We start from the raw sequence: 19,556 nt of genomic DNA, 5'->3' as shown, positions 1-19,556 counted from the left end.
ACGACCCTGAGCGTGCCGACGCCGCCGGTTCTCTCGGTCCGGCGGCGCGTGTCAGACCGCCTCAGCCTATCGGGCGGCCCGCGAGGCCGGGTCGGGTGATCCCACCATCCGGCCCCGCCGTGGGGCGGCTCACCAGCCCGGAAGTACGCGACACGCCAAGCGGTACAGCCGTACGGTGGGCTGACCTGGACCCTCCCCACGACGCAGAATGAGCCGGTGCACGCTCATCGACGTGCGGCCCGCCGGCTGACCGGCGTGCTCGCGCTCACCCTGCCGGTACTGCTGGCCGCCTGCGACGGCGGCCACCCCGAGGCGGCGCCCACCGGCACCGCCGACCCGGTCCCGGTGCAGGTCGACGCCGCCCGCGAGGAACTGGCCGGACTGGCCGCCGCGGCGCAGGACCGGCACCTCACCGCCACGTACGCGTTCGCGCCCGCCGAGGGCACGCCCCGCACGGTGGCCTTCACCAGCGCCAACGACGGCAGCTGGCGGGTCGACGTGCCCGGCTGGGGGCACGCCGGCACGGTGGACGTCTCGCTCGCCGGCACCTCCGACGGGCTGTTCCAGTGCGCGCTGCCCTCGGCCGGCTGGGCGCAGGCGGCGACCTGCGTCCGCCTCGGCGACGCCGACGACGCGGTGCCGCGCCGGCTCGACCCCCGCGTGCAGCACCCGTTCACCGACTGGCTGGAGGTGCTCACCGACCGGCGCGCGCCGCTCGCGGTGTCCCCCGCCGAGCCGCTGCCCGGCGCCACCGGCCCCTGCTACACGGTCGACAGCACCTCGGCATCGCTCAACGCGCCGCTGGACGTGGGCATCTACTGCTTCCGGGAGGACGGCACACCGGCGGCGGTACGGGCCGGATTCGGCACCCTGACGCTGACCGGCGAGCCCGGCGCCGCGCCGGGCACCGTCGAGCTGGCCGGTGCGGTGACCGACGGCGAGCCGGTGGGACGGGACGCCCCGAATCCGGGGACCCCGTAGCCGGCCCCGATCCGGTGACTCTGATCCCATAGTCCGGACGAGCCTTCCCACTGCACGTCCCACCACGTAGGGTGACCTTGTCATGTGGCGCGCGTACCTTCTCCTTGGCTGCCGCGACGAGGCCTGACCGGCCGGCACCTCGTCGCGGAGTCGCTACGCGCCGTCCAGCACATCCGATCTTCTTCTCGGCACCGCCGCGCACCGTCGCCCGGCATCTCGCCGACACCTTTCCGATCTGCTGACGCCACATGTTCCAGGGAGCAATCCGAGATGGCTCAACCTGTCACCGAGACCGATCCGTTCGCCCGCCAGCGCCCCAGCCGGATGCCGGTCCACCGCTACGTTCCGTACGACAGCGAGTTCGGCGTCGACCTGCCGGACCGCGCCTGGCCCACCCGCCGCGTCGAGGCCGCGCCCCGCTGGTGCGCAGTCGACCTCCGCGACGGCAACCAGGCCCTGATCGACCCGATGTCGCCCGAGCGCAAGCGGCGGATGTTCCAGCTCCTGGTGCAGATGGGCTACAAGGAGATCGAGGTCGGCTTCCCGTCGGCGAGCCAGACCGACTACGACTTCGTACGGCAGCTGATCGAGCAGGACCTGATCCCCGAGGACGTCACCATCCAGGTGCTGACCCAGTGCCGGGAGCACCTGATCGAGCGGACCTTCGAGTCGCTGCGCGGCGCGCACCGGGCCATCGTGCACTTCTACAACTCCACCTCGACGCTGCAGCGCCGGGTGGTCTTCGGCCTGGACCGCGACGGCATCACCGACATCGCCACCCAGGGCGCGCGGCTGTGCCAGAAGTACGCGGAGATCCACACCCCGGACACCGAGATCCACTACGAGTACTCGCCGGAGTCGTACACGGGCACCGAGCTGGAGTACGCGCTGGAGGTCTGCTCGGCGGTGATCGACGTGATCGACCCGACGCCGGACCGCAAGCTGATCATCAACCTGCCGGCCACCGTCGAGATGGCGATGCCGAACGTCTACGCCGACTCGATCGAGTGGATGCACCGGCGCCTGCCCCGGCGGGACAGCCTGGTGCTGAGCCTGCACCCGCACAACGACCGGGGCACCGGCGTGGCCGCCGCCGAGCTGGGCCTGCTGGCCGGCGCCGACCGGATCGAGGGCTGCCTGTTCGGCAACGGCGAGCGCACCGGCAACGTCGACCTGGTGACGCTGGGCCTGAACATGTTCTCCCAGGGCATCGACCCGATGATCGACTTCTCGAACATCGACGAGGTCAAGCGCGCCGTCGAGTACTGCAACCAGCTGCCGGTGCACGAGCGCCACCCGTACGCGGGCGACCTGGTCTACACCGCGTTCTCCGGCTCGCACCAGGACGCGATCAACAAGGGCTTCGCCGCGCTGAACGCCGACGCGGCGGCGGCCGGGGTGCCCGTGGACGACTTCACCTGGGCGGTGCCCTACCTGCCGATCGACCCGAAGGACCTGGGCCGCACCTACGAGGCGGTCATCCGGGTCAACTCGCAGTCCGGCAAGGGCGGCGTCGCGTACATCATGAAGACCGAGCACCAGCTCGACCTGCCGCGCCGCCTCCAGATCGAGTTCTCCGGCGTGGTGCAGCAGGTCACCGACCACGACGGCGGCGAGGTCGAGCCGGGCGCGATGTGGGAGATCTTCGCCCGCAACTACCTGGTCGACCACCAGGTCGACCCGGCCGTGAAGCTGGCCGAGTACACGATCGGCACCGTCGACGGCAAGGTCGAGATCGACGCCCGCGTCGGCTTCGGCGGCGAGACCCGCCAGCTCACCGCTGTCGGCAACGGCCCGATCGACGCGTACGTCAACGCGTTGCAGTCCCTGGGCGTGGCGGTACGCGTGCTCGACTACCACGAGCACGCGCTGTCCTCCGGTGGGGACGCGCAGGCCGCCGCGTACGTGGAGTGCGAGGTGGACGGCCGTACGGTGTGGGGCGTCGGGGTGGACGCCAACATCGTCACCGCCTCGATCAAGGCGGTCACGAGCGCGGTGAACCGCACCCGCGCCTGAGGTGCTTGAGGTGTAAGGAAGGGCCCCTTCTTAACGCATTCTGCATAGGAGGGGGCCCTTCTTAACGCCCGCGCCCGAATCGGCCCGAGTGTTAACAAGGGGCCCTTCCTCTACCGGAGGCGTTAAGAAGGGGCCCTTCCTTCCCCCCGCCGGGGGCGGTGGATCAGCACGGCGGCGAGCACCGCGCCGGCCAGCAGCAGCCCCGCGCACCACGCCAACGCCCCCCGGTACGCATCGGCAAGCGCGCCCTTCTGCTCGTACCCGGTGCCCGACAGCCCCACCAGCAGCGGCAACGCGGCCACCGCGAGCAGACCACCGGCCCGGGACGCGGCGTTGTTGAAGCCGCTCGCCACCCCGGCGAACCGGTCCGAGACGGCACCGAGCACCGACGTGGTCAGCGGCGCCACCACGAGCGTGAGCCCGGCGCCGAACAGCGCCACGCCCGGCAGCACGTCCACCCAGTACGACGCACCAGGCCCGACCCGGCGCAACAGCAGCAGACCCACGGCGGCGATCACCGGGCCGACGGTGAGCGGCAGCCGGGGGCCGATGCGGGCCGACAGCGCGCCCGCGCGCGGCGAGCCGACCAGCAGCAGCACAGTCATCGGCACTGTGGCCAGGCCGGTGAGCAGCGCCGACCAGCCGACCACGTTCTGCAGGTAGACGGCGAGGAAGAAGGTGAACCCGCCGAGCGCCGCGTACACGACGACTGTGAAGACGTTCAGCACGGAGAACAGCCGGCTGGAGAACAGCCCGGTGGGCAGCATCGCGGTGTCGCCGCGCCGCCGCTCGACCAGCACGAAGACCACCACGGCGACCACCCCGAGCACCGCCGCGACCAGCACCGCCGGGGAGTCCAGGCCGCGCGCCGGGGCGTCGATGAGCGCGTACGTGACACCGCCGAGCGCGAGCGCGCCGAGCAGCGCGCCCGCCACGTCGAACCGCCGCCGCCCGCCTCCGGTACGCGAGACCTCCTCGTCCCGGCTCTCCGGCACCCAGCGCAGCGCGGCGAGCACCACGCCGACGGCCAGCGGCAGGTTGACGAAGAAGATCCACCGCCAGGAGAGCGTGTCGATCAGCCAGCCGCCGAGCAGCGGACCGAGCGCGGTGGACACACCGGACAGCCCGGACCAGGTGCCGATGGCCCGGCCCCGGTCGTCCGGGTGGAAGCTGGCCTGGAGCACGGACAGCGACCCGGGGGTGAGCAGCGCCCCGCCCGCGCCCTGGAGGAACCGGGCGGCGACGAGCCAGCCGGTGTCCTGGGCCAGCCCGCAGAGCACCGACGCCACAGCGAACCAGACCACGCCGAGCAGGAAGACGCGCCGCCTGCCGAACCGGTCCCCGAGCGCGCCGCCGAGCAGCACGAACGCGGCGAGCATGAGCAGGTAGCCGTTCACGGTCCACTGAAGACCGGCGACTGTGGCGTCCAGTTCGGCGCCGAGCCGCGGCAGCGCGACGTTGACGACAGTGCTGTCCAGGAACACCATGCCGGAGGCGAGGATCGCGGCGAGCAGCGTGCCGCGTCCGGCGGCGGAGCCGGTACGCAGCGCGGGAGCGGGTGCGGTCACGTCTCACCACTCTGCCCGCCGCCCACCGTCGACGCCACGAATCGCGGAAACCGCCGCCGGGTACTGTGCGGACTCGCCCGGAGCACGCAAGCTGGAGAGGTGTCGTCTGTGCGTACGAGATCAGGAGCCCGAGCCGGGCTGGCGGCCGCGCTGAGCGCGGTGCTCGCCCTCGGCGTGGCCGGCTGCGACGTGTCGGTCACCGAGCCGGAGGCGCCGCCCAGTGCCACCGGGAACGTCAACAAGCAGCTCGGTGAGCTGACAGTGGCCACCGCCGGGTCGATGAAGGGCTACAGCCGCTCCCGCTTCCCGCACTGGCGGGACACCGGCAAGAACTGCGACGTCCGCGACAGCGTGCTGCAGCGCGACGGCGAGGGCATCAAGCTGTCCGGCTGCAACGTGGTGGGCGGCCGGTGGGAGAGCGTCTACGACGGTGTGGTGCTCAACGATCCGTCGGACGTGGACATCGACCACACCGTGCCGCTGGCCGCCGCGTGGCGTTCGGGCGCGGACGAGTGGGACGACTCGAAGCGCGGCGACTTCGCCAACGACCTGACGCGGCCGCAGCTCATCGCGGTTTCGGCGCGGTCCAACCGGGCAAAGGGTGACCAGGATCCGTCCCAGTGGAAGCCGCCGAACCGGTCGTCCTGGTGTCAGTACGCGGCGGACTGGGTGACGGTCAAGCACTACTGGCGGCTGACTGTGACAAGTGCCGAGAAGGCCGCTCTCACCGACATGCTGGAGGGCTGCACATGGGCGAGCAAACCGTGACCGGGCCGGACGCCACACCGGCGCCGGAGGCAGACGCCGTACCGGCCCCGGAGTCGGCACCGGCGGGTCCGGCCTCGGCCGGGATGACGGCGGACGGCCGGCAGCCGGCGTCCGCGGACGTCGCCGGGGCGGGCATGGCCGCCGACGCGGTGCCGGGCGCACCGGCCGGGGGCGCACCGGGCGGACCGGCCGGGGGCGCACCGGGCGGACCGGCGGACCGCACCTCGGACATCACCGCAGGTCCGGGCGGGGTCATGACCGACGAGGTGGGCGTGGTGACCGGCGAGTTGACGCTGCGCACCGAGCACGCCGACGGCCGGGTGACGCTGCGGGTGCAGTACAAGGACGCCGACGAGTGGTACGCGGTCACCGGCGGTTCCGCGCCGCTGGCCGACCCGGCCGCGCTCGACGCCGTGCACACGATCGCGGTGGGCCTGCTCAACCGCCCCGAGGGCTGACCGACGACAAGGCGCGCCCCCACCCGGCCCGGGTGGGGGCGCGCTTCGTCGTGTCAGACGTACGATCCGGGCTCGCTGGGCGCGGAGACCACGCCCGGCTCCTCGCCCTCACCCTCCGGCCGGGTGATCTTCGCGGTCACCTCGTGCGGGCGCAGCTCACCGGCGGCGATCTTCTCGGCCCAGTGGCAGGCCACCCGGCTGGCGCCGATCTGGCGCAGCTCCGGCCGCTCGTCGGCGCAGCGGGTCGGCTGCGCCCACGGGCAGCGGGTGTGGAACCGGCAGCCCGACGGCGGGTTGGCCGGCGACGGCAGGTCACCGGCGAGGAGGATGCGCTCGCGCCGGTCCTCCACGTCCGGGTCCGGCACCGGCACCGCCGACATCAGCGCCCGGGTGTACGGGTGCAGCGGCTCGGTGTAGAGCCGGTCGCTCGGCGCCTCCTCCACCAGCGCGCCCAGGTACATCACGCCGACGATGTCGGAGATGTGCCGCACCACGGCCAGGTCGTGCGCGATGACCAGGTAGGTCAGGCCGAGGCTGTCCTGGAGTTCGTCGAGCAGGTTCACCACCTGCGCCTGGATCGAGACGTCCAGCGCGGAGACCGGCTCGTCGGCGACGATCAGCTCCGGGCCGAGGACCAGCGCGCGGGCGATGCCGATGCGCTGGCGCTGGCCGCCGGAGAACTCGTGCGGGTAGCGGGACAGCGCCCACTTCGGCAGGCCCACCGCGTCGAGCGTCTCGCCGATGATCCGCCGCCGGTCGTCCCGGTTCGCGCCGATGCCGTGGGTCTGGAGGCCCTCGGTCAGGATCGACTCGACGTTCTGCCGGGGGTCCAGGCTGGACATCGGATCCTGGAAGATCATCTGCATCCGGCGGCGCATCGCGCGCAGTTTGCCGGCGGGGAGCGTGGTCAGCTCGACGCCGTCGAACTTCACCTCGCCGCTGGTCGGCGGGTTGAGCTGGAGCAGCGCCCGGCCGAGCGTGGACTTGCCGCAGCCCGACTCGCCCACCAGCCCGTACGTCTTGCCGCGCGGGATGCTCAGGTCGACCCCGTCGACCGCCTTGACGTGCCCGACCGTGCGGTCGAAGATCACGCCCCGGCGGATCGGGAAGTGCACCTTCAGATCGCGGACCTCGACGAGGATGTCGTTGTCGCTCATGGGGTCTCCTCCTCGCGCGGAGCCGGTCCGAAGCCGGGCACGGCGGGCGGGTCGGCCGGCTCGGCCTGGGCCGGCACCGCACCCGGTTCGGCGGTCGTCGGCGCGGTCGCGCGGGCGTCCGCCTCCGGGGTCAGGCCGGGGACCGGCACCGGGTTGACGCAGCGGTAGCTGCGCGCGTCGTGGGTCAGCACCAGCTCCGGCGGCTCGCCCACACACGCGTCGACGCGGCGGGCGCAGCGCGGGGCGAACGCGCAGCCGTCCGGCCAGGGCAGCACGTCGCGCACCGAGCCGGGGATGGGGTTCAGCCGTTCGCCGCGGCCGGCGTCCAGGCGCGGCACCGAACCGAGCAACCCCTCGGTGTACGGGTGCCGGGGCTGGCGGAACAGCGGACGACGGGTGGCCGTCTCCACCACCCGGCCGGCGTAGAGCACGTTGATGGTGTCGCACATGCCGGCCACCACGCCGAGGTCGTGAGTGATCATCACCAGTGCGGTGCCGGAGTCCCGGACCAGGTCCTTGAGCAGCTCCAGGATCTGCGCCTGGATGGTGACGTCGAGCGCGGTGGTCGGCTCGTCGGCGATCAGCAGCCGGGGCTGGCAGGCGACAGCCATGGCGATCAGCGCCCGCTGCCGCATGCCGCCGGAGAGCTGGTGCGGGTACTCCTTGAGCCGCCGCCGCGGGTCCGGGATGCCCACCCGGTCGAGCAGGGCGGCCGCCTCCTTGGTGGCCGCCTCGCCCTTCATGCCCCGGTGCCGGGCCAGCACCTCGGTCACCTGGAGCCCGATCGGGATGACCGGGTTCAGCGAGGACAGCGGGTCCTGGAAGATCATCGCCACGTCCCGGCCACGGATGTCGCGGCGGGACCGGTCGTCGAGCTGGAGCAGGTCGGTGCCGTCGAAGACCGCCTTGCCGCCCACGCGCAGGCCCGGCTGCTTGGGCAGCAGGCCCATGATGGCCAGCGACGTGACGCTCTTGCCGCAGCCGGACTCGCCGACCAGGCCGACCACCTCGCCGGCGTCGACCGAGAAGGACACCCCGTCCACCGCGTGCACGGTGCGCTGCCCACGACGGGCGAACGTGACGGAGAGGTCGTCCACTTCGAGCAGTGCCATGACTGACTGACCTACTTCCGCAGCTTTGGATCGAGGGCCTCGCGCATCGCCTCACCGAGCAGGGTGAACCCGAGCGCGGTGATGATGATGCCGAGCGCCGGATAGATCGCCAGGCCGGGCCGGATGCCCAGGTACGGCTGCGCGTCGGCGAGCATGACGCCCCACTCCGGGATGGCCGAGTCGGGGTTGCCGAGACCGAGGAAGGACAGCGCAGCCGCCTCGATGATCGCGGTCGCCAGCGTCAGCGTGGCCTGCACGATGACCGGGGCGATCGAGTTCGGCACCACGTGGGTGAGGGCGATCTTGGACCGCTTCACGCCGAGCGACGTCGCGGCCAGCACGTAGTCGCTGTTGGACTGGGCGATCATCGAGCCGCGCAGCAGCCGGGCGAAGATCGGCACCGACACCACACCGACAGCGATCATCACGGTGGTGAGGCTGGCGCCGAGCAGCGCCGCGATGCTCACCGCGAGCAGCAGGCTCGGCATGGCCAGCAGCATGTCGATGAAGCGCATCAGGGTGGTGTCGATCCAGCGGCCCCAGCGCCCGCCGAGACCGGCCGCGGCACCGGCGACGCCGCCGATCAGCGCGCCGACCGCGAGGCCGATCAGGGTGGAGACCACGCCGACGAGCAGCGTCTGCCGGGCGCCGACGATGAGCCGGCTGAACTCGTCCCGGCCCTGGTGGTCGAAGCCGAGCCAGTGGTCGGCGGAGACGCCCGGGATGATGCCCTGGCCGGACTTGACCAGCCCTTCGCGGATGCCGATGGAGTCCGTCGGGCTGTACGGGACGAGGAACGGCCCGATCACCGCGACCAGGACGAAGACCGCCAGGATGACCATGCCGATGACCGCCGCCGGGTTGCGCCGCAGCCGGCGGAACGCCTCCTTCCAGAGGCTCACCCCCTGCTCGTCCTCGCGGGCGGACAGCTCGGCGAGCCGGTCGATCTTCTCGCGCTTCTTGCCACCGGTGATGGTCATCGCACCCTCACCCTCGGGTCGATCACGCTGTAGGAGAGGTCGACCAGGAGATTCACCAGCACGTACACCACCGCAATGATCATGATGAAGCCCATCAGCACCGGGTAGTCGCGCTGACTGATCGACTCGGCGACGAACGCGCCGATGCCGCTGAACGCGAACACGGTCTCGGTGAGCACGGCGCCGGAGAGCAGGAGACCGGTCTGGAGACCGATCGAGGTGGCCACCGGCAGCATGGCGTTGCGCAGCACGTGCCGGCGGCGGACGGTCCGCTCGGTCAGGCCCTTGGCCTCGGCGGTCCGGACGAAGTCCTCGTTTAGCACCTCCAGCACGCTGGCCCGGGTGATCCGGACGATGATCGCGAGCGGGATGCTGGCGAGCGCGATGCCCGGCAGCACGAGGTGCCAGAGCGCGTCGGCGGCGGCGTCCCACTCGCGGGTCATGAGCCCGTCGAGGACGAAGAAGTTGGTGACCCGGGTCGCCCCGATGGTCGGGTCCTGCCGGCCGCTGGAGGGGAACCAGCCCAGGTTCTCCGCGAAGATCGCCTTGAGCACGTACGCCAGGAAGAAGACCGGGATGCAGATGCCGATGAGCGATCCGCCGACCGAGGCGTGGTCGAGGAACCGGCCGCGGCGGCGGGCGGCCAGGTAGCCGAGCGGGATGCCGATGCCGACCGCGAGGATCATGGCCATGACGGTCAGCTCGACGGTGCCGGGGAACCGCTCCACGAACTCCGTGGTGACGGCCCGCTTCGTACCGGTCGAGGTGCCCAGGTCGAGCCGGATCATCCGCCGCAGGAAGCGGGCGTACTGGACCAGGATCGGCTCGTCGAGGCCGAGGTTGCGCCGGATGGCGGCGCGCGTCTCGGGCGTCCCCCGTTCTCCGAGGATCGCGGTCTCGGGCCCGCCGGGAAGTCGGTGGAGCCAGATGAACAGCAGGACGGAGAGCCCGAACAGCGTGGGTATCAGCTGTAGCAGGCGTCTGATGATGAACCGGAACACGGGCGCCTCGGAGGGTGTGCGGAGGGGTGCGGGCGGGCGCTGTGGTCACAGCGCCCGCCCGCGTACGGTGCCTTCAGATCACTTGAACTCTGCGGTCGCGTACCGCTCGTCGGTGAGCGGGCTCGCCTTGATCCCGGTCACGTCCTTGCCGAACACGATCGCCGGCGGGGAGTGCGAGATCGGCACGCCCGGCAGGAAGTCCATGATCGTCTTGTTCAGTGCCTTGTACTTCTCCGTACGGGCCGCCGCGTCGGCGGTGGTGTCGGCGTCCTTGAACTGCGCGAAGAGCTGGGGGTTGTTGAAGCCCCACTCGTCCTTCGGGCGGTCGAAGAAGGTGCCGATGAAGTTGTACGCGTCGCCGTAGTCACCGGTCCAGCCGAGGAAGTGCAGGTCGTGCTTGTTGCCGGAGGTGGTGGCGTTGAGGTAGTCCGGGCTCCACTTCAGCGGGATGGCCTGGACGTTGATGCCGACCGCCTTGAGGTCCGCCGAGAGCAGCTCGAAGATGTCCTTCGGGTTCGGCATGTACGGCCGGGTGACCTCGGTCGGGTAGTGGAACTTCAGCGTCAGGTTCGACGCGCCGGCCTCGGCCAGCAGCTGCTTGGCCTTCTCCGGGTTGTAGTCGTACTTGGTGACGTCGCCGTTCCAGCCCTCGACGGTGTCCGGGAAGAAGTTCATCGCGACCTTGGCGCCCGGGGGCAGCTTCGAGTCGACCAGGGCCTGCCGGTTCAGCGCGTGCGCGATGGCCTGCCGGACCTTCAGGTCGGCCAGCTTCGGGTTCCCCTTCTGGTTGATCGCCAGGTAGAGGATGTTGAAGGCGGGCCGGGTGAGGACGTTGAAGCCCTCCTTCTTCAGCGGCTCCACGTCCGCCGGGCCGACCAGGTCGTAGCCCTGGATGTCACCCGAGCGGAGCGCCTGCTTGCGGGCGTTCTCGTCCGAGATCGTCTTGAAGATGATGGTCTTCAGCTTGGCCTTGTCGCCGTAGTAGTCGTCGTTGCGCTCGATGGTGAGCGACTTGTTCGCGATGTCCCACGCCTTGAACTTGAACGGGCCGGTGCCGGTCGGGTGCTCCATCGCGTACGCGGGGTACTTGATGTCCTCGGCCGTGCCGGTCACGTTGCTGGCGTCGTACTGCTCCATCGCCTTGGGGCTCTGGATCGAGAACGACGGCAGCATGAGCGCGGCCGGGATCTTGCTGGAGACCCGGGTGAACGCCAGGTCCACAGTGGTGGCGTCCTTGGCGGTGCAGGACTTGAAGAGGCTCGGCGGCAGGTCCGGGTTCTCGTTCTTGGCGAACCCGCCCATGACGTCCTGCCAGTACGCGGTCACGTCCGGGCTCTGCATGAGGCCCTTGGCGTTGTACCAGCGGTTGAAGTTGGCGCAGACGGCCTCGGCGTTGAAGTCGGTGCCGTCGTGGAACTTGACGCCCGAGCGGAGCTTGAACGTCCAGGTCGTGCCCGCCGCATCCGGCGTCCAGGACTCGGCGAGGCCCGGCGTCACCTTGGTGCCGCCCTCCTCCGGACGGACCAGGGTCTCGAAGACCTGGCGCGCCACGCGCAGCGACTCACCGTCGCTGGCGAAGCTGGGGTCGAGCACCTTCGGGTCTCCGGCGACGCCGAAGACGAGGGTGTCCTTCTTGCTATCTCCGGAGCCACTCTCACGGTCGCTCTCGGCGCAGCCTGCAACCGCGAGGGCCGCGACCGCGATGGCCGCGATTGCGACCTTCGGCCTGGATGCACGCATGGTGCTTCACCTCGTCCTTGGGGGTACGGACAACGTGGTGACAGGGTCACCGATGTGCGCAGACCTTAGCCCTCGGGTGGACGGCGCGGAAACGGGCGGGGGGCGGGTTGGTATCGAATCGTGTCTGTTCCGCAACGAGGCATACGAATCGAAGGAGAATCCCTTGCGTTTCCGATGTTTCGTCGGCTAGAAGGCCGAATTTATTACGTCGATCCGGTCCCGGACGCACGTTCCTGTTAGATCGACGAGCATCCCGTTCCGGCCCGGAGACACGTCCGGCGGGCACCCGCAGGGCACCCGCCGGAGGCGGCACGACTGGATTCAGACGGCCCGTCGGCCCTCGAAGGCCCGGCCCAGCGTGATCTCGTCGGCGTACTCCAGGTCGCCGCCGACCGGCAGTCCACTCGCGAGCCGGGTCACAGCGATCCCCATCGGCTTGACCATCAGCGCCAGATAGGTGGCGGTCGCCTCGCCCTCGGTGTTCGGGTCGGTGGCGAGGATCAGCTCGCGGACCTCGCCGCCGCCGAGGCGGGTCATCAGCTCACGGATCCGCAGGTTGTCCGGGCCGATGCCCTCCAGCGGATTGATCGCGCCGCCGAGCACGTGGTAGCGCCCGCGGAACTCGCCGGTCCGCTCGATCGCCACCACGTCCTTCGGCTCCTCGACCACACAGAGCACCTCGTCGGTACGCCGTGGGTCGCGGCAGATGCGGCACTGCTCCGACTCCGCCACGTTGTAGCAGGTCGTGCAGAACCGGACCAGGTCCTTGACCTTGCGCAGCGCGCCGGCCAGCCGGTTGACGTCGGCCGGATCCGCCGACAGCACGTGGAACGCGATCCGCTGGGCGCTCTTCGGGCCCACGCCCGGCAACCGGCCCAGCTCGTCGATCAGATCCTGGATGGCACCCTCGTACATCTGCCGGCTCAGAACCCGGACAGGCCGAGGCCGCCCATGCCGCCCGCGACCGGGCCCATCTTCTTCTCGGTCAGCTCGCGGGCCGCCTCGGCGGCGTTGTGCACGGCCGCGACCACCAGGTCCTCCAGCGTCTCGACGTCCTCCGGGTCGACCGCCTTCGGGTCGATCTTGATCGCCTTCAGCTCACCGGTACCGGCGACCGTCGCGGTGACCAGGCCCCCGCCGGCGGTGCCGGTCAGCTCCGCCTCGGCCAGCTCGGCCTGGGCCTTGGCGATCTGCTGCTGCATCTTCTGCGCCTGCTTCAGCATCTGCTGCATGTTCGGCTGTCCACCTGGGCGCACGGACCGCTCCTTCTTCCACTCGTCTGCTCGGCCGCGCCCAGCCTAGTCGGGCCACGGCACCGCTGAATCGCGGTCGGCGCGCGCTCAGCGCGCGTCCACCTCGTCGATCTTCTCCGCGCCGAACGTCTCGCGCAGCAACTGCACCGCCTGCTCCTCGCTCGACTGCCGGGCGGTCCGCTCGTCGATCACGTCGTCCAGCGGCTCGTCGCCCGGGTCGAATCCCTCGTAGGCGGGTGCCGCCGCAGGCGCGCCGCCACCTCGCACCGGGCCGTCGAAGTCCGGGTCGTAGGGCGGCTCGCCCGCCCACTCGGCATCGGCCGTCTTCCGCGCCGGCTGCGCCGCGCGCGGCCCCTTGCCGGGACCACCGCCCGCAGCAGCAGCCGCCGCGGCCGCACGCGCCGCCGCGATCGCGCTGTTCTTCGCCCCGCCGCCCGCCGACCTCGGCCCACCGGCAGGCGCCGGCACCGCCGCAGGTGCAGCAGGCTTGGGTACGACGACAGGCGCGGTAGCGGTAGCCGTGCCCCCGCCCGGACGGGCCGCCGCCGGCCAGTCCTCCCCGTCGCCGCCGCTCGCCGCCGAGGCGGTGCCGGTGGCCGAGGCCGTGCCACCGGGTCGGGCCGGCTCCGGCCAGTCCTCCTCGGTCTGGTCTGCCGCAGGGGTCGCCGTCGAACGGTGCGAGGCGTCGGGCGAACCCGCGCCTGCCCGGCCCGCCGGCCCCCCGGCCTGGCTACCAGTGGCCGGGTTGCCAGTGGCTCGGCTGCCCGTGGCGCTGCCCGAGCCGGACACCGGCTGTCCCGGGGCGCCGCCGACGGCGTCGGTTGCCGGACGTCCGGCGACACCGGAGTCAGGACGGCCTGGCCCGGCGTGGGCCGAACCCGGGCGGCCCGGTCCCGCGTCGGAGCCGGGACGGTTGAGTCCGGAGTCGTAGCCCGGACGGCTCGGTCCCGCATCGGCCGCGTCGGCGTCCGGACGGCCCTGAGCAGTACCTACCGCCCCGGAATCCGGGCGACCGGACCCGGTGTCGGACGCCGGGCCGGGCGGGGCGGCCGCCGGGCGGGCCGGGGCGCTCTCGGGCGCGTTGCGGCCTGGTGCGGCGTCGGCCTGCGCGCGGCTCGCACCGGACGGACGGGACGGGCCGCCGAGCGAGGACGCGCCACGCTCGCCCGCCACCTCGCAGCGGATCTGCCAGCGACCGCCCAGTTCCTCGTAGAGCGCGTCGGTCAGCACTGCGGCGTGGTCGGCCATCATCTTCGCCAGCACCGTCGACTTCACGGTCAGCACGAGCGTGTCGCCGTCCAGGTCGCGTACCACCGCGTCCCGCATCAGCGCGGCGATCCGCTTGTTGCTGCGGTTGACCTTGCCGACCACCTCGGGCCACACGCGGCGCACCGCGACCGCGTCGAGCGCGCCGGGATTCGCCGCGCCGGGGCGGGGCGGCTCGGGCGTGGCCGGGTCGGGCATCACAGCGGACGGCGGTACCGGACGTCGGACAGCGGCGGGAGCATCAGAGGCGGCAGCGGGCGAGCCGGAAGCGGCCGGATCGACGGCGGCTCGCTCGGGAGCGGCCGGGGCGGGGGAAGCAGCCTCCGGGTCGCCTGCCGGCTCCGTCCCGGCGGGAGCCGGACGGGAACCGGGTGCGGCGTTCCGGGCGCCCACCGCAGCGGCGGCAGCGGCACGTGCGGCGGCGGCGCCGGTCGGGGCGCCGGCAGCCGCCGGCGTGCCGGCGGAATCCGCGTGGACCGCGGCGGCAGCCGCGCCCGGGGCGGGAGCCGCCGGGCGTACCCCCTGGGTCTGGTTGGGGTGCGCGGGGTCGGCGGCGGCCGGCGGCAGCTCGGCGCCCCCGAGCGTCAGCCGGCGCTCCATCCGCTCCAGGCGCTGGAGCAGGCCGCCGGACGAGTCGTCCGCGCCGGGCAGGAGCATGCGCGCGCAGATCAGTTCCAGCAGCAGCCGGGGCGCCGTGGTGCCGCGCATCTCGACCAGGCCGTTGTGCACGATGTCGGCGCAGCGCGACAGCGTGGCCGGGCCGAGGCGCTGCGCCTGGGCGGCCATCCGCTCGATCTGGTCGGCCGGGCCGTCGATGAGGCCCCTGGCCGCGGCATCAGGCACCTGCTGCAGGACGATCAGGTCGCGGAGGCGCTCCAGCAGGTCGGAGGCGAAGCGGCGCGAGTCGTGCCCGGCCTCGGCGACCCGGTCGACGGTGGCGTACGCGGCGGCGCCGTCACCGGCGGCGAGCGCGTCGCACATCTCGTCGATCAGCGCGGCGTCGGTGACACCGAGCAGCGCGGCGGCCCGGGCGTAGCCGACGCCCTCCGGGCCGGCGCCCGCGATGAGCTGGTCGAGCACGGAGAGGCTGTCGCGCATGCTGCCCCCGCCGGCGCGCACCACCAGCGGGAAGACCGCCGGCTCGACCTTGACGCCCTCCGCCTCGCAGAGCTGTTCGAGGTAGGGGCGGACCACCTTCGGCGGGAACAGCCGGAACGGGTAGTGGTGGGTCCGCGACTTGATCGTGCCGAGGACCTTCTCCGGTTCGGTGGTGGCGAAGATGAACTTGACGTACTCAGGGGGCTCCTCGACCAGCTTGAGCAGCGCGTTGAAGCCGGCCGACGAGACCATGTGCGCCTCGTCGATGATGTAGATCTTGAAGCGGCTGCGGGCCGGGGCGAAGAACGCCTTCTCGCGCAGCTCACGGGCGTCGTCGACACCACCGTGGCTGGCCGCGTCGATCTCGATGACGTCGATCGAGCCGCCGCCGTCGGGAGCCAGCCCGCGGCACGAGTCACACTGCCCGCACGGCTCGGGGGTGGGGCCCTGCTCGCAGTTGAGGGAGCGGGCCAGGATCCGGGCGCTGGAGGTCTTGCCGCAGCCCCGCGGACCGGAGAAGAGGTAGGCGTGGTTGAGCCGCCCGCTGCGCAGCGCCTGCGACAGCGGCTCGGTGACCTGCTCCTGGCCGATCATCTCGGCGAACGTCCGCGGCCGGTACTTGCGGTAAAGGGCCAGTGCCACCCGTCCCGCCTCCTCTCGACCGAGCCATTCTGCGCCGGTCGGCCCCGGGTGACCACCCACCACCCCGTGACCCGACCCGCAGCGACGTTACCCGGCCCGGGAGACAGAAAGGCCTCCCGTGCACCCGGCAGAGCTCGCTTATCCTTGCTGCCTTCCGGCCCTGGGGAGGTTCACGAGGTACCGCCGCACGGGAGGTGACGCCAAGCCTACCCGAAGGGTTGTGGATCTTCCGGGAGGGTGGGGTGGCCCGCCGTCGGGAGACCTGTATCCTGGCTCGCGGAGGATTCGCCTAGAGGCCTAGGGCGCACGCTTGGAAAGCGTGTTGGGTTCACACCCTCACGAGTTCGAATCTCGTATCCTCCGCTCGCAGGCGACAGGGTCGGCTCCCGCACGGGACCGGCCCTGAGTCGTACTGCGCGGCGAGACTCACCGGCCGCCCAACTGGTCCCGCCGCCGCTTCAGATAAGCCGTCTCCGCGCTGTTCCCGGCCAACTCGATCGCCCGGTCGTACGCCGCCCGCGCCTCCCCACCTCGCCCCATCCGGCGCAACAGCTCGGCACGCGTCGCGTGGTACGCGTGATAGCCCTCCAGCGGCAACCCGTCCACCTCCGCCAGCGCCACCTGCGGCCCGTCCAACTCGGCGACCGCCACCGCCCGGTTGAGCCGCACGATCGGCGACGGGTCGACGCGTACCAGATGGTCGTAGAGCGCGGCGATCTGCGCCCAGTCGGTGTCCCGCGTGTCGCGGGCGTCGGTGTGGACGGCGTTTATGGCGGCGAGGATCTGGTAGCGGCCCGGCGGCCGTCCGGCGGCGATGCACGCGCGGACCAGGGCGTGCCCCTCGGCGATGAGGTCGCGGTCCCAGGCGCTGCGGTCCTGCTCGGCGAGGACGACGAGTTCGCCCGTCGCGGAGACCCGGGCGGGCCGGCGCGCCTCGGCGAGCAGCATCAGCGCCAGAAGTCCGGTGGCCTCGTGGTCGTCGGGCATCAGCGTGCGGACCAGCCGGGTGAGCCGGATCGCCTCGGCGGTCAGGTCGGCGCGGACCGCCTCCTTGCCCGGGTCGGAGGCGAGGTAGCCCTCGTTGAAGATCAGGTAGAGAATGGCGAGCACGCCGGTGACCCGGGCCGGGAGGTCCTCGCGGGACGGCACCCGGTACGGGATCCCGGCCGCCTTGATCTTCGTCTTGGCCCGGGTGATCCGCCTGCTCATGGCGGCCTCCTGGACCAGGTAGGCCCGCGCGATCTCGGGCACTGTGAGCCCGCCGACCAGGCGCAGCGTCAGCGCCACCCGCGCCTCCATGGCCAGCGCCGGGTGGCAGCAGGTGAAGATCAGGCGGAGCCGGTCGTCGTCGATGACACCGAGCGGTTCCGGCACGTCGGCCAGCATCATCGCCTCCCGGTGCTTGTCCTCCCGCCGGCTCTCGCGCCGGATCCGGTCGACGGCCCTGCGGTACGCGGTGGTGGTGAGCCACGCGCCGGGATTCGGCGGTACGCCGTCGGCCGACCACCGCTCGACGGCGGCGGCGAACGCCTCGGCTGTCATCTCCTCTGCGACGTCGAGATCGCCGATGCGCCGGGCGAGCGTGGCTACGACCCGGGCCCACTCCTCGCGGTGGACCCGGGTGAGCGCCTCGCCGACGTCGGTCACGCGCCCAGGAACGGCCGCAGCTCGACCCGCCTGTTGCACCGCTGCGACGCCAGCGCGGCGAGCGGCAGCGCCACGTCGAAGTCCGGCGCCTCGATGATCCAGAACCCGCCTACGTACTCCTTCGTCTCCAGGTAGGGCCCGTCGGTGAGCAGCGGACTCCCGCCTCGCGCGTCCACGACCGTGGCCGTCTCCGGCGCCGCGAGCCCACCGGCGAAGACCCAGTGGCCGTCGGCTCGCAACCGCTCGTTGAACTCACCGATCGCGGCCATCTCCGCGTCGGTGGCCGAGCCGGTCGTGTCGTCGAGTACGGAGATCAGGTACTGCGCCATCGGTTCCTCTTTCACTCTCGCCGGCCGCGGGCCGGGCCGCCGTCACCCCGGCTACGAACGCCGCCACCCCGATCCGACAGCCCCCGACGAGGTCGATCACGCAATTCTCGTACGTGGCACGTCAAAGCTCTCGTCCGAGTCATGGCCGGTTATGCGTTGCGTGCATAACCGACACTCACTGAGCAGATTGAATAAGTGAGTGATCGCGGCATCAAGGCCAAGCAGGTGTGCGCGTTGCGGCGCCAACCTGGCTGCCGACAACGGCTCGGGACGGTGCGCTCCCTGTCAACGAGCGGAGCGGGACCGCATCGTCGCTGCTCCCGACGTTCCACCCAGCTTCTGGTCCCATGAACCGCTTCGCCATGCGCTTGCGGATCGGCACCTCGGTCGCGTTGTCCGCGCCTACCGTCACCATCCCTATCACGGGCGACAGCCGCTGCCCCAAACCACTGTCGCTGGCTGGTTCGGGATTACGCAGGCGCAACTGAGCCGCATCGAGAACGGACCGGAGGTGGTGCACCTCGACCGACTGGCGCATTGGGCCCGCGTGCTGCGGATACCCGCGCACACCTTGTGGTTCCGACTACCGGCCGCACCAGGCGACACCCCGCTGCCGGCCGATGTCGTGGAGGTGGGTCCTCAACTGATCCGCGCACTCCGGTCCGCAGATCGTCAGGTCGGCGGCAAGAACCTCTACAGCACCGTACTGACGCACCTTGCCGCCTTCTCCGGGCCGGCGGGTCCTCCTGCCATGTCGCCACAGGTACTCATGGCGACCGCTGCCCTGCGCGAGATGGCCGGTTGGATGGCGCACGATTCCGGGGACAGCACGACGAGTAGACGGCATTTCCTTGCTGCCTTGGCGCTCGCCGTCGACAGCAGAGACGCGCTGCTGGTGGCGCAGGTGCACGGAAGCCTGAGCCACCTCGCCTGCCACGGCGGAAACGCGGAGGCCGCGATCTCACATGCCAGGGACGGGCTCGGGGCTGTCGCTCAAGAGGAGGCCGGTGCTCTGGCACGCGCCCGTCTTTTCGCCTTGCAGGCACGCGGCCTCGCCGCAGCGGGTCTCACCGCCGACTGCCATGCTTCCCTTCAGCGGGCTGAGTCCGCCTTCGCGGAGGCGGCACCTGCACCCACCGAATGGCTGAGTCCATTCGACCGCACCTCGTTCGACATCGAGTCGGCGCGCTGCCTGCTTCGCCTCGGTGACGTCACGGCCGCTCTTCGCATCCTCAACGGCAACGTCGCCGAGCGGCCGGGCGGCCGGGTGCGGAGTCAGGCGCTCGCCCGGATGCTCCTGGCCACCGCGCTCGTCGGGCAGGCCCGGATCGAGGAGGCGTGCGACCTGACGCACCAGACCGTCGAACTCACCCACGGGCTGGGGTCGGCCGTTGTCCTCGACCAGCTCAGACATCTCGCACTGCTGCTGCGATCGCATGCCGTCCGGTGCCCGGACGTGCCACAGCTTCTGGACCGGCTTCGCGACGCCATCCGGGAGCGGAGATGGGTGGCGCTGCCGCTGCCGACGGCGTGAGGACGG

Annotated in this window: 16 protein-coding genes, 1 tRNA gene and 1 other RNA gene; 6 read left to right on the top strand and 12 right to left on the bottom strand. The window is 71.7% G+C overall.

The window, feature by feature from the left end; all coding sequences use genetic code 11:
- Positions 1–216 precede the first annotated feature (216 nt).
- Entirely contained in the window at positions 217–981 is a 765-nt protein-coding gene (locus FB455_RS13615; protein ID WP_486481535.1) for a hypothetical protein, read from the top strand.
- 270 nt (positions 982–1,251) lie between these two features.
- Complete coding sequence (gene leuA, locus FB455_RS13610) at positions 1,252–2,997, top strand: 2-isopropylmalate synthase (protein WP_013289041.1); 1,746 nt, start codon at positions 1,252–1,254, stop codon at positions 2,995–2,997.
- Positions 2,998–3,119: 122 nt separating this feature from the next.
- Here leuA and FB455_RS13605 read toward each other — a convergent pair whose 3' ends face one another.
- A complete protein-coding gene (locus FB455_RS13605; protein WP_013289042.1) occupies positions 3,120–4,565 on the bottom strand; it encodes an MFS transporter in 1,446 nt (481 codons plus the stop codon).
- A gap of 108 nt (positions 4,566–4,673) precedes the next feature.
- Here FB455_RS13605 and FB455_RS13600 point away from each other — a divergent pair, with 108 nt between their 5' ends.
- Positions 4,674–5,333, top strand: a complete 660-nt coding sequence (locus FB455_RS13600) for an HNH endonuclease family protein (protein ID WP_013289043.1) — start codon at positions 4,674–4,676, stop codon at positions 5,331–5,333.
- Positions 5,315–5,791 (top strand): hypothetical protein, encoded by a 477-nt coding sequence (locus tag FB455_RS13595; protein ID WP_145753575.1) that lies wholly within the window; start codon positions 5,315–5,317, stop codon positions 5,789–5,791. Before FB455_RS13600 ends, FB455_RS13595 begins: the two co-directional genes overlap by 19 nt.
- Before the next feature lie 53 nt (positions 5,792–5,844).
- Here FB455_RS13595 and FB455_RS13590 read toward each other — a convergent pair whose 3' ends face one another.
- From FB455_RS13590 to ffs, 9 genes are all read right to left on the bottom strand, one after another.
- Positions 5,845–6,948 (bottom strand): ABC transporter ATP-binding protein, encoded by a 1,104-nt coding sequence (locus FB455_RS13590; protein WP_013289045.1) that lies wholly within the window; start codon positions 6,946–6,948, stop codon positions 5,845–5,847.
- The gene (locus tag FB455_RS13585) at positions 6,945–8,060 is read right to left on the bottom strand and encodes an ABC transporter ATP-binding protein (RefSeq protein WP_030273817.1); all 1,116 of its coding nucleotides are present in this window, start codon (positions 8,058–8,060) and stop codon (positions 6,945–6,947) included. The genes FB455_RS13590 and FB455_RS13585 overlap by 4 nt, the downstream gene beginning before the upstream one ends.
- 11 nt (positions 8,061–8,071) lie before the next feature.
- Positions 8,072–9,040, bottom strand: a complete 969-nt coding sequence (locus tag FB455_RS13580) for an ABC transporter permease (RefSeq protein ID WP_145753573.1) — start codon at positions 9,038–9,040, stop codon at positions 8,072–8,074.
- Positions 9,037–10,041 carry an ABC transporter permease gene (locus FB455_RS13575; RefSeq protein WP_013289048.1) on the bottom strand — a complete coding sequence of 335 codons (1,005 nt, stop codon included), beginning with the start codon at positions 10,039–10,041 and terminating at the stop codon, positions 9,037–9,039. Before FB455_RS13575 ends, FB455_RS13580 begins: the two co-directional genes overlap by 4 nt.
- A gap of 78 nt (positions 10,042–10,119) precedes the next feature.
- Positions 10,120–11,781 carry an ABC transporter substrate-binding protein gene (locus FB455_RS13570; protein WP_013474955.1) on the bottom strand — a complete coding sequence of 554 codons (1,662 nt, stop codon included), beginning with the start codon at positions 11,779–11,781 and terminating at the stop codon, positions 10,120–10,122.
- A gap of 321 nt (positions 11,782–12,102) precedes the next feature.
- Positions 12,103–12,696 carry a recombination mediator RecR gene (gene recR, locus FB455_RS13565; protein WP_013289050.1) on the bottom strand — a complete coding sequence of 198 codons (594 nt, stop codon included), beginning with the start codon at positions 12,694–12,696 and terminating at the stop codon, positions 12,103–12,105.
- Positions 12,697–12,704: 8 nt separating this feature from the next.
- Positions 12,705–13,013 carry a YbaB/EbfC family nucleoid-associated protein gene (locus FB455_RS13560; RefSeq protein ID WP_013289051.1) on the bottom strand — a complete coding sequence of 103 codons (309 nt, stop codon included), beginning with the start codon at positions 13,011–13,013 and terminating at the stop codon, positions 12,705–12,707.
- A gap of 108 nt (positions 13,014–13,121) precedes the next feature.
- Positions 13,122–16,040 carry a DNA polymerase III subunit gamma and tau gene (locus FB455_RS13555; protein ID WP_145753571.1) on the bottom strand — a complete coding sequence of 973 codons (2,919 nt, stop codon included), beginning with the start codon at positions 16,038–16,040 and terminating at the stop codon, positions 13,122–13,124.
- Positions 16,041–16,147: 107 nt separating this feature from the next.
- Positions 16,148–16,237, bottom strand: an RNA gene (gene ffs / locus FB455_RS13550) — signal recognition particle sRNA small type.
- 81 nt (positions 16,238–16,318) lie between these two features.
- On the opposite strand from ffs, the gene FB455_RS13545 reads away from it, so the two are divergent.
- Positions 16,319–16,403: transfer RNA gene (locus tag FB455_RS13545), tRNA-Ser, on the top strand.
- Positions 16,404–16,466: 63 nt separating this feature from the next.
- On the opposite strand, the gene FB455_RS13540 is transcribed toward FB455_RS13545, so the two are convergent.
- Both FB455_RS13540 and FB455_RS13535 read right to left on the bottom strand, forming a co-directional pair.
- Positions 16,467–17,687 (bottom strand): RNA polymerase sigma factor, encoded by a 1,221-nt coding sequence (locus FB455_RS13540; protein ID WP_145753569.1) that lies wholly within the window; start codon positions 17,685–17,687, stop codon positions 16,467–16,469.
- Positions 17,684–18,016 (bottom strand): YciI family protein, encoded by a 333-nt coding sequence (locus FB455_RS13535; protein WP_030273827.1) that lies wholly within the window; start codon positions 18,014–18,016, stop codon positions 17,684–17,686. The genes FB455_RS13540 and FB455_RS13535 overlap by 4 nt, the downstream gene beginning before the upstream one ends.
- Before the next feature lie 511 nt (positions 18,017–18,527).
- Between FB455_RS13535 and FB455_RS13530 the strand changes: the two genes are divergently transcribed.
- Complete coding sequence (locus FB455_RS13530; protein ID WP_486481534.1) at positions 18,528–19,550, top strand: NsdA family TPR-like regulatory protein; 1,023 nt, start codon at positions 18,528–18,530, stop codon at positions 19,548–19,550.
- Positions 19,551–19,556: the final 6 nt, after the last annotated feature.

The sequence above is a fragment of the Micromonospora sp. CNZ296 genome (assembly GCF_007827635.1).
This window is presented reverse-complemented; position numbering and strand designations above follow the sequence as displayed.